The 10,172-nt window shown below is 67.6% G+C and carries 9 protein-coding genes; 2 read left to right on the forward strand and 7 right to left on the reverse strand.

Annotated elements, in window-relative coordinates:
- Positions 1-45: 45 nt before the first annotated feature.
- The gene (gene purB / locus E6C76_RS19705) at positions 46-1,413 is read right to left on the reverse strand and encodes an adenylosuccinate lyase (RefSeq protein WP_136349969.1); all 1,368 of its coding nucleotides are present in this window, start codon (positions 1,411-1,413) and stop codon (positions 46-48) included.
- Between the two features lie 108 nt (positions 1,414-1,521).
- Between purB and apaG the strand changes: the two genes are divergently transcribed.
- Positions 1,522-1,905, forward strand: a complete 384-nt coding sequence (apaG, locus tag E6C76_RS19710) for a Co2+/Mg2+ efflux protein ApaG (RefSeq protein WP_136349970.1) — start codon at positions 1,522-1,524, stop codon at positions 1,903-1,905.
- A 22-nt stretch (positions 1,906-1,927) separates the two neighbouring features.
- On the opposite strand, the gene E6C76_RS19715 is transcribed toward apaG, so the two are convergent.
- The 3 genes from E6C76_RS19715 to secA form a co-directional block, all read right to left on the reverse strand.
- Positions 1,928-2,836 (reverse strand): HDOD domain-containing protein, encoded by a 909-nt coding sequence (locus E6C76_RS19715; protein WP_136349971.1) that lies wholly within the window; start codon positions 2,834-2,836, stop codon positions 1,928-1,930.
- 26 nt (positions 2,837-2,862) lie between these two features.
- On the reverse strand, positions 2,863-4,101 hold the full coding sequence (gene argJ / locus E6C76_RS19720) for a bifunctional glutamate N-acetyltransferase/amino-acid acetyltransferase ArgJ (protein WP_136349972.1): 1,239 nt from the start codon (positions 4,099-4,101) through the stop codon (positions 2,863-2,865).
- 64 nt (positions 4,102-4,165) lie between these two features.
- The gene (gene secA, locus E6C76_RS19725) at positions 4,166-6,892 is read right to left on the reverse strand and encodes a preprotein translocase subunit SecA (protein ID WP_136349973.1); all 2,727 of its coding nucleotides are present in this window, start codon (positions 6,890-6,892) and stop codon (positions 4,166-4,168) included.
- Between the two features lie 136 nt (positions 6,893-7,028).
- Here secA and E6C76_RS19730 point away from each other — a divergent pair, with 136 nt between their 5' ends.
- Positions 7,029-7,457, forward strand: coding sequence for a DUF721 domain-containing protein (locus tag E6C76_RS19730; RefSeq protein ID WP_136349974.1), 429 nt, complete (start codon positions 7,029-7,031; stop codon positions 7,455-7,457).
- Positions 7,458-7,475: 18 nt separating this feature from the next.
- Here the strand turns inward: E6C76_RS19730 and E6C76_RS19735 are convergent, their stop codons facing one another.
- The 3 genes from E6C76_RS19735 to ftsZ all read right to left on the reverse strand — a co-directional run bounded on the left by E6C76_RS19735 (position 7,476) and on the right by ftsZ (position 10,162).
- Complete coding sequence (locus E6C76_RS19735; protein WP_136349975.1) at positions 7,476-7,661, reverse strand: hypothetical protein; 186 nt, start codon at positions 7,659-7,661, stop codon at positions 7,476-7,478.
- A 12-nt stretch (positions 7,662-7,673) separates the two neighbouring features.
- Positions 7,674-8,591 carry a UDP-3-O-acyl-N-acetylglucosamine deacetylase gene (lpxC, locus tag E6C76_RS19740; protein ID WP_136349976.1) on the reverse strand — a complete coding sequence of 306 codons (918 nt, stop codon included), beginning with the start codon at positions 8,589-8,591 and terminating at the stop codon, positions 7,674-7,676.
- Between the two features lie 431 nt (positions 8,592-9,022).
- A complete protein-coding gene (gene ftsZ / locus E6C76_RS19745) occupies positions 9,023-10,162 on the reverse strand; it encodes a cell division protein FtsZ (protein ID WP_136349977.1) in 1,140 nt (379 codons plus the stop codon).
- Between the last annotated feature and the right edge of the window lie 10 nt (positions 10,163-10,172).

Consider the following 10,172-nt stretch of genomic DNA (forward strand, 5'->3'; position numbering starts at 1 on the left):
TCCTTGATGTGTGAATGGACACCCTCGGCGCGGGCGGGCCCGCGCCTAGATGCGCCGGGCCAGTTCGGCGGCCTTGCCGACGTAGCTCGCCGGTGTCATCGCCAGCAGGCGGTCGCGCTCGCCCTGGGGGATTTCCAGCGTGGCGATGAAGGCATGCAGGGCCTCGCGGGTGATGCCCTTGCCGCGGGTCAGCGCCTTGAGCTTCTCGTAGGGCTGCTCGATGGCGTAGCGGCGCATCACGGTCTGCACCGGCTCGGCCAGCACTTCCCAGCATTCGCCCAGATCGGCGGCCAGGCGCTGCGGATCGGCCTCCAGCTTGTTCAGCCCGCGCAGCGCGGAATCGAGCGCCAGCACCACGTGGCCGAAGCCCACGCCCATGTTGCGCAGCACGGTGGAATCGGTGAGGTCGCGCTGCATGCGCGACACCGGCAGCTTCTCGGAGAAGTGGCGCAGCACCGCGTTGGCCACGCCCAGGTTGCCCTCGGCGTTCTCGAAGTCGATCGGGTTGACCTTGTGCGGCATGGTGGAGGAGCCCACCTCGCCTTCCTTGAGCTTCTGCTTGAAGTAGCCGAAGGAGATGTACATCCAGATGTCGCGGCAGGCATCGATCAGGATGGTGTTGGCGCGTCCCACGGCATCGAACAGTTCGGCCATGGCGTCGTGCGGCTCGATCTGGATGGTGTAGGGGTTGAATTCCACGCCCAGCGATTCGATGAAGCGGCGGTTGAAGCCTTCCCAGTCGAATTCCGGCCAGGCCGACAGGTGGGCGTTGTAGTTGCCCACCGCGCCATTGAACTTGGCGGTCAGCGACACCCCGACAATCTGCGCGCGCGCGCGCAGCAGGCGGGCGGCGATGTTGGCCATCTCCTTGCCCAGCGTGGTCGGGCTGGCCGGCTGGCCGTGGGTGCGCGAGAGCATCGCCAGATTGGCCAGATCGTGCGCCAGCGCGCGGAAGCGCTCGATCACGCGGTCCAGCGCGGGCAGCAGCACCTCGTCGCGGCCGGCCTTGAGCATCAGCGCGTGGGAGGTGTTGTTGATGTCTTCGGAGGTACACGCGAAGTGGATGAACTCCGACACCTTCATCACCTCGGCGTTGTGGCCCAGGCGCTGCTTGAGCCAGTATTCCATCGCCTTGACGTCGTGGTTGGTGGTGGCCTCGATGGCCTTCACCGCCTCGCCGTCGGCGGGCGAGAAGCCGCTCACCACCGCGTCCAGCTCGGCCACCGTGGCCGCGGAGAACGGTGCGATCTCGGCGAGCGCGGGCTCGGCGGCGAGCGCCTTCAGCCATTCGACCTCGACGCGCACGCGGTTGCGGATCAGGCCATGCTCGGAGAAATGATCGCGCAGGCCGGCCACCTTGGCGTGGTAGCGGCCGTCGAGCGGAGAGAGCGCGGTAAGGGCAAAAGCGGACATGGCGGGAATTCCGGACAAAGAGTGTTATTTTACCGTTCACCCGGCCGGCGGAAGAATCCGCCCATCAGACCGTGGCGGAATACACCCGCGCCCACCCGACAGATCGACATGAGCCCACAGGAAAAATACCGCATCGAGGTCCAGGCGGTCGCCGAGTACCTCCCCGCGCAATCCGACCCCGCCGGCGAGCGCCATGTCTTCGCCTACCACATCACCATCACCAACCACGGCACGCTGGCGGCGCGGCTGATCTCCCGCCACTGGCTGATCGAGGATGGCGCGGGCAAGACCCAGGAAGTGCGCGGCGAGGGCGTGGTGGGCGAGCAGCCCCTGCTGGCGCCCGGTGAAAGCTACCGCTACAGCAGCGGCGCCAGCCTGTCGGCGGAAGTGGGCACGATGCGCGGCAGCTACCAGATGGTCGCCGAGGACGGCATGCGCTTCGAGGCCAACATCCCGCCCTTCGTGCTGGCCATGCCGCGCGTGCTGCACTGAGCGCCGCCGCCGCCCTGCCCGCTCAGGCGCCGGAAAACTCGGCGCGCAGTTCCTCAAAACGCACCCGGATGCGCTCCGCCAGCGAGGTGTACAGCTCGCCCAGCAGGCCCTCTGGATTGCGCCCGTCGATCCACTCGAAATCGGCCAGCGCCAGCAGATTCGCGGCATAGACGATCTCGCCCAGGTTGCGCGGGCGCTCGATGAGCGGCGCGCGCGGCTGGTCGTGATGGCTGACCGCGTTGACGAAATCCTCCGGCAGGCGCAGGGCGAACATCAGCGATTCGCCGATGCTCTCGTGCCACTGCACGATCAGGTGGCGCACGGTGTCGGGCCGCATGCGCAGTTCTTCGTACTGCGCGGCGCGGTACAGCATGTAGAACGCGCCCAGGTCATGCACCAGCCCGGCGAACAGTGCCTCGTCCGGATTGATCCGCGACAGTTCGGCGGCCACCACCTCGGCCGCCGCCGCGCTGAACAGCGAATGCAGCCACAGCTTGCGCGACAGATCGGCGAACGGCACCAGCTCCTTGCAGCGCACCAGCTGGGCCATGGCCACGGTGAGCGCCACGTTGCGCACCGCATTGAGCCCCAGGCGGGTGACCGCCGAGCGGATGTCGCGCACCTCGCCGCGCCCGCCCTGCGCGGCCGAATTGGCCTGCTGCAGCAGGCGCACGCAGATCAGCGGCTCGGCACGTACCAGGCCGACGATGCGCTCGACACTGACCTCCGGATCGCGCAGCGCGTTGCGCAGGCGCAGTACCGCGTCGAAGTAGCTCGGGAAGACCACCTCGTCGGACATCTCCGCGGCGATGTCCTCGAGCATCTGGAAACGCTGCTGCTTGAGCGCGTCACCGGTCTTGTCGCCGAGCGCCCCGGATGGTTCGCGTGCCTGCGGTTCCGGTTCGCTCGGATTTTCGTGCGTGGCGGCCATCGTGGAAGGAAGTGGAAAGGAGGGGATCAGCTACGGTAGTCCGCGTTGATCTTGACGTAATCGTAGGAGAAATCGCAAGTCCACACCGTGGCAAGCGCCTCGCCGCGCGCCAGATCGATGCGCACGGTGAGTTCGCTGTGCGCCATGATGCGCGCGCCGGCTTCCTCCACGTAGCTCGCCGCCCGCCCGCCGTGCTCGGCGACCAGCACGCTCTCGTCCGGGTTGCCCAGCCACACGCGCAGGCGGCCGACGTCCAGGTCCGCGATGCCGGCATAGCCGATGGCCGCGAGGATGCGTCCGAGATTGGGGTCGGAGGCGAAGAAAGCGGTCTTGACCAGCGGCGAGTGCGCCACGGCGTAGGCCACCTTGCGGCATTCCTCGCGGTCCGCGCCGCCTTCCACGGCGATGCTCATGAACTTGGTGGCGCCCTCGCCGTCGCGCACGATGGCCTGGGCCAGGCGCACGGAAACGTCGATCAGCGCCTCGCGCAGCGCCGCCCAGTCCGAGCCGGCGGCCTCGGTGATCTCCGCGTTGCCGGCCTGTCCGGTGGCGATGACGATGAAGGAGTCGTTGGTGGAGGTGTCGCCATCCACGGTGATGCTGTTGAACGACAGGTCGGCCGCCTCGCGCACCAGTTCGTCGAGCAGGGCCTGGGAAACGGCTGCGTCGCAGGCCACGAAGCCCAGCATGGTGGCCATGTTGGGGCGGATCATGCCGGCGCCCTTGCTGATCCCGCTGAGGGTCACCGTGCGCCCGCCCACCTGCACGGTGCGCGACACCGCCTTGGGCAGCGTATCGGTGGTCATGATGGCGTGCGCGGCGTCGAACCAGCCGTCGGCGCGCAGCGCCCCCCGGGCCTTGGGCAGGCCGGCGACCAGACGGTCGACCGGCAGCGGCTCGAGGATCACCCCGGTGGAGAACGGCAGCACCTGGCCGGCCTTGATGCCGAGCAGGTCCGCCACGGCGGCGCAGGTCGCGTTGGCCGCGGCCAGCCCGCTCTCGCCGGTGCCGGCGTTGGCGATGCCGGTGTTGATGACCAGCGCGCGGATCGCGCCGCCGGCGATGTGCGCCTTGCACACCTGCACAGGGGCGGCACAGAAGCGGTTCTGCGTGAACACGCCGGAAACACGGCTGCCCGCCGCCAGTTCGATCAGCGTCAGGTCGCGCCGGTTGGCCTTGCGGATGCCGGCTTCGGCCACGCCGAGGCGCACGCCGGGAACCGGCAGCAGGTCGGCGGGATTGGGAGTGCTCAGATTGACGGCCATGTGGGCTCCTGTGCGGAAATAGGGCGAAACCGGCCCATGCGCCGCACGGAGCCGGTCCGCAGGATCAGTTCAGCTTGCCGTGGCAGTGCTTGTACTTCTTGCCCGAGCCGCAGGGGCACGGATCGTTGCGCCCCACCTTGGGCCCGGCCACCGCCGGCTGGCGGGCGCCGTCGCGCTCGGCATTCGCTGCACCCAGCGCTTCGTCGTAGTCGGCATGGTGGTACTGCACGTTCTCGACTTCGGGCGGAGTTTCGGCCTGCTCGAGCTGGCTTTCGGTGCGGATCTGCACGGTCAGCAGCAGTTTGGTGACGTCGGCGCGCACGGTGTCGAGCAGGGCTTCGAACAGTTCGAAGGCTTCGCGCTTGTATTCCTGCTTGGGGTTCTTCTGCGCGTAGCCGCGCAGGTGGATGCCCTGGCGCAGGTGGTCGAGCGCGGCCAGATGCTCGCGCCAGTGGGTGTCCAGGCTCTGCAGCATGACGTTGCGTTCGAACTGGTGCCAGGCGGCCGGATCGACCAGCGCGATCTTGGCCGCGTAGGCTTGCTCGGCGGCATCCAGGATGCGCTTGAGCAGATTGTCGGCATCCAGATTGGGCTCGGCCTTCAGCCATTCCACCAGCGGCAGCTTGAGCAGGAAGTCGGCCGCCAGGCTCTGCTCCAGCGACGGGATTTCCCACTGATCTTCCACGCTGTCTTCCGGCACGTGGGTGCGGAAGGCGTCGTGCAGCACGCCCTGGCGCATGGCCTGGATGGTTTCGGAGATGTCCTCGGTTTCCAGCAGTTCGTTGCGCTGCTGGTAGATGACCTTGCGCTGGTCGTTGGCGACATCGTCGTATTCAAGCAGTTGCTTGCGGATGTCGAAGTTGCGCTGCTCCACCTTGCGCTGCGCGGATTCCAGCGAACGGGTGACCATGGCGTGCTCGATGGCCTCGCCCTCGGGCATCTTCAGGCGCACCATGATGGCGTTGAGGCGATCGCCGGCGAAGATCTTCATCAGCGGATCTTCCAGCGACAGGTAGAAGCGGCTGGAGCCCGGGTCGCCCTGGCGGCCCGAACGGCCACGCAGCTGATTGTCGATGCGGCGCGATTCGTGACGCTCGGTGCCGATGATGTGCAGGCCGCCGGCGGCCACCACCTGTTCGTGCACCTTCTGCCAGTCGGCGCGCAGTTCGGCGATCTTCGCGCCCTTCTGCTCGGCCGAGAGCGCCTCGTCCGCACGCACGGCGGCAACCTGCTTGTCGATGTTGCCGCCCAGCACGATGTCGGTACCACGGCCGGCCATGTTGGTGGCGATGGTGACCACGCCCGGACGGCCGGCCTCGGCGACGATCTGCGCCTCGCTGTCGTGCTGCTTGGCATTGAGCAGCTGGTGGTCGATCTTTTCCTTCTTCAGCAGCGCGGAAAGGAATTCGTTGGTTTCGATGGAGGTGGTGCCCACCAGCACCGGCTGGCCGCGCTGCACGCAGTCGCGGATGTCGGCGATCACCGCATCCCACTTTTCCTTGGCGGTGCGATAGACCTTGTCGTTCTCGTCGCGCCGGACCATCGCCCGGTTGGTCGGCACCACCACGGTTTCCAGCCCGTAGATGGAATGGAACTCGAAGGCTTCGGTGTCGGCCGTGCCGGTCATGCCGGCGAGCTTGCCGTACATGCGGAAGTAATTCTGGAAGGTGATCGAGGCGAGCGTCTGGTTCTCCGCCTGGATCTTCACGCCTTCCTTGGCCTCCACGGCCTGGTGCAGGCCCTCGGACCAGCGCCGGCCGGCCATCAGGCGGCCGGTGAATTCGTCGACGATCACCACTTCGCCGTTCTGCACCACGTAGTGCTGATCCTTGTGGTACAGCGCGTGGGCACGCAGCGCGGCATACAGGTGATGCACCAGCAGGATGTTGCCCGGCTCGTACAGGCCGCCGCCCTCGGTCAGCAGACCCATGCGCACCAGGATCTGCTCGGCCGTTTCGTGGCCCTGCTCGGTGAGCAGCACCTGGTTGGCCTTCAGATCCACCGTGTAGTCGCCCGGCACGCTGATGTTGTCGCCCTCGCCTTCCTGCCGCTTCAGCAGCGGCGCCACCTGGTTCATCTTCAGGTACAGCTCGGTGTGGTCCTCGGCCTGGCCGGAGATGATCAGCGGGGTGCGCGCCTCGTCGATGAGGATGGAGTCCACCTCGTCGACGATGGCGAAGTTCAGTCCGCGCTGCACGCGCTCGGTGGTCGCATAGACCATGTTGTCGCGCAGGTAGTCGAAACCGAATTCGTTGTTGGTGCCGTAGGTGATGTCGGCCTCGTAGGCGGCCTTCTTCTCGTCGTGCGGCAGGCGCGACAGGTTGCAGCCGGTGGTCATGCCGAGGAAGGCGAAGATGCGCCCCATTTGCTCGGCGTCGCGGCTGGCCAGGTAATCGTTGACGGTGACGATGTGCACGCCCTTGCCGGTCAGCGCGTTCAGGTAGGCCGGCAGCGTGGCCACCAGGGTCTTGCCCTCGCCGGTGCGCATTTCGGCGATCTTGCCGTTGTGCAGCACCATGCCGCCGACCAGCTGCACGTCGAAGTGGCGCATGCCGAGCACCCGCTTGCCGGTCTCGCGCACCACCGCGAAGGCCTCCGGCAGCAGCGCGTCGAGCTTCTCGCCCTGTTCCAGGCGCTGTCGGAACTCCCCGGTCTTGCCGCGCAGCGCCTCGTCCGAGAGCGCCGAGATTTCCGGCTCCAGCGCGTTGATCCGATTGACGGTCTGCTGATACTGGCGAATCAGGCGGTCGTTGCGACTGCCGAAGATTTTCTTGAGGAGGCCGGAGATCATGGGGTCCTGTCGGTCGATTTCGACAAAGGCGGAAGTTTAGCACGCCCGTCTGACCGCCTCGTAGCACCCCCATGGCACGCGCTTGCCCCGGCGCACGCACGCCCCTACCATCTGGAAGCCCACTCGGACTTCCGCCATGACCCAGCTTCTCCAGCGCTACCTCGGCGGCGGCGATACCCTTGCCCGCCTGCAGGACCACGCCGCGCGCCTGCGCCGCCTGCAGGGCGCTTTCGAGCGCTGCCTGCCGCCCTTGCTGGCGGCCTCCTGCAAGGTTGCCAATCTGAAGGACGACACCCTGGTGGTGTTCGCCCAGGGCAACGCGGTGGCGGTCAAGCTCAAGCAGATGGCCCCCAGCCTGGTCCAGCGCCTCGCCGAACAGGGCCATGCGCTGCGGGAAATCCGCGTGCGCGTCGCCCTGCGCGAGGCGGCGCCGTGGCGTCCGGCGCCGCCGACACGCAGCATCCCGGAAGCAGGCAAGCGCAGCCTGAACGAACTGGCGGCCTCGCTGCCGGCGGACTCGCCCCTGCGCGAGGCGCTCGAACGCCTGGCGCGGCGCAGCCGCTAGAAAACAGGGGGAAGGCCCTCAGGCCGAGAAGAAGATCCGCTCGAAGGCGAACAGCACCAGCACCAGCAGCACCGCCAGCAGCGTACCGCGGGTGAAGTTCCACGCCCACTGGCGGTAGCGCGGATTGCCGGTGAGCAGCCAGGCGAGCAGCGACGCGCCGATGCCCACGGCGGCGAACAGGATCAGGATGCGGACGATCACCATCGGCTCTGGGACTCAGGCCAGCGCCAGGTCGAACTGGTGGCTGACCGCGGGCGGCGTGGCCGCGGCCTGTTCGAAGGTGACAATCTCCCAGGCTTCCTGGTCCTCCAGCAGCACGCGCAGAATCTGGTTGTTGAGCGCGTGCCCGGACTTGTGCGCCGAATACGCGGCGAGCAGCGGGTGGCCGCACAGGTACAGGTCGCCGATGGCGTCGAGGATCTTGTGCTTGACGAACTCGTCGGCGTAGCGCAGCCCGTCGGCATTGAGCACGCGGTACTCGTCCATCACGATGGCGTTGTCCAGGCTGCCGCCCAGGCCCAGGCCGTTGGCGCGCATGAACTCGACGTCCTGCATGAAGCCGAAGGTGCGCGCGCGCGCCACTTCGCGCACGTAGGAATGCTCGGCGAAATCCACGGTGACCGTGGTCGGCGTACGCTCGATGGCGGGATGATTGAAGACGATGGAGAAGGTCAGGCGGAAGCCGTCGTAGGGCTCCAGGCGCACCCACTTGTCGCCCTCGCGATACTCCACCGCGCGCTTGACGCGCAGGAAGCGCTTGGGCGCGTTCTGCTCCTCGATGCCGGCGGACTGCAGCAGGAACACGAAGGGGCCGGAGCTGCCGTCGAGGATGGGAATCTCGGGCGCATCCACATCCACGTACAGATTGTCGATGCCCAGGCCGGCCAGCGCCGACATCAGGTGTTCGACGGTGCCCACCTTGTGACCGTCGCGCTCCAGGCCGGAGCACATGCGCGTGTCGCACACCGCGTAGGGGTCGGCGGGCAGGGTCAGCGGCGGATCGAGGTCCACGCGATGGAACACGATGCCCGTGCCCGGCGCCGCCGGACGCAGAGACAGATTGACCTTGCGGCCGCCGTGCAGGCCCACGCCGGTGGCCTTGACGATGGATTTGAGCGTGCGCTGCCTGATCATGATGGCTTTCCTTGAACCGGGCGATTTTAACACGCGATATCGGTCCATCCGGCGCGCGCATTGCTTCACCGTGTTAGGGCGTGTTGACGCGATCCACGGTGGATCGCGTGAGTCTGTGTGGCTGGCTGGCAAGGCGCGCGAGGCGGTCAAGGGTGGTTTCCTTGACAATGAGCGCAACGCAGCCAGACGGCCACACAGACTCACCCGAAGGGCCACCGTCCAATCCGGCGCATCTCGGCGTTGCGGCTCCTTGCAAGGCCCCGGCATTGCCGCGTCGCCGCGCCTTGATCTGCGCCGGATTGGACGGTGGCGCGACCGCTGTGGATCGCGTCAACACGCCCTGAAGGGCGACGGGCGCCCGGACACGGACCGGAGGCGGGAGGTCCGTGCCTGGGCGCCCGTACGCGCGGGCGGCGAAGCGGGCGACGCCGTCAGTCGGCCTGCTTGCGCAGGAAGGCCGGAATGTCGTAGGTGCCCATGCCGTTGGCGCTCATCGCTTCCACCGTGGTGCGGCGGCCGCTGCGGATCACCGCCGGCACGTCGAGGTTGCTCATGTCGGGCGCGCCGCTGGCCGGACCATAGGTGCCGGTGCCCTGCACCACCTGCATGACCGGCTGACGCGCGGCGCGCGGCGTGCCCAGGCCGGTGGCGACCACGGTGATGCGGATGCGGTCTTCCATGGACTCCTCGAACACCGTGCCGTACTTGACGAAGGCTTCCGGCGCGGCGAAGGCCTGCACGGTCTTCACCGCGTCGCGCACTTCGGACATCTTCAGCGAGCGGCTGGCGGTGATGTTGATCAGCACGCAACGCGCACCGGACAGTTCGGTGCCTTCCAGCAGCGGGGAAACGGCGGCCTGCTCGGCGGCGATGCGCGCGCGGTCCAGGCCGGCGGCCTCGGCCGAGCCCATCATCGCGCGGCCCATCTCGGCCATCGCGGTGCGCACGTCCTGGAAGTCCACGTTGACCAGGCCCGGCACGTTGATGATCTCGGCGATGCCGCCCACCGCGGAACGCAGCACGTTGTCGGCGGAGCGGAAGCAATCCTCGAAGCCGGCATCGTCGCCGAACACTTCGAGCAGCTTGTCGTTGAGCACGACGATCAGCGAGTCCACGTTGCGGGTGAGTTCCTCCACGCCGCTCTCGGCCACCCGCAGGCGGTTCTCGAAGTCGAACGGCTTGGTGACCACGGCCACGGTGAGGATGCCCAGTTCCTTGGCGATCTCGGCCACCACGGGCGCGGCGCCGGTACCCGTGCCGCCGCCCATGCCGCCGGTGATGAAGCACATATGCGCGCCTTCCAGCGCGGCGACCAGCGCCTCGCGCGATTCCTGCGCGGCGGCGCGTCCGGCTTCCGGCTTGGAGCCGGCGCCCAGGCCCGAGGTGCCGAGCTGGATCTTGATGGGTGCGAGGCAGCGCGACAGCGCCTGCGCATCGGTGTTGGCGGCGATGAACTGCACGCCCTGCACGCCGTCGCGGATCATGTGGTCGACCGCATTGCCGCCGGCACCGCCGACACCGATCACCTTGATCACCGTTCCGGTGGGAACCTTCTCAACGATTTCAAACATTTGACTCGCC

Source organism: Pseudothauera nasutitermitis, assembly GCF_004801295.1.
Taxonomy (GTDB): domain Bacteria; phylum Pseudomonadota; class Gammaproteobacteria; order Burkholderiales; family Rhodocyclaceae; genus Pseudothauera; species Pseudothauera nasutitermitis.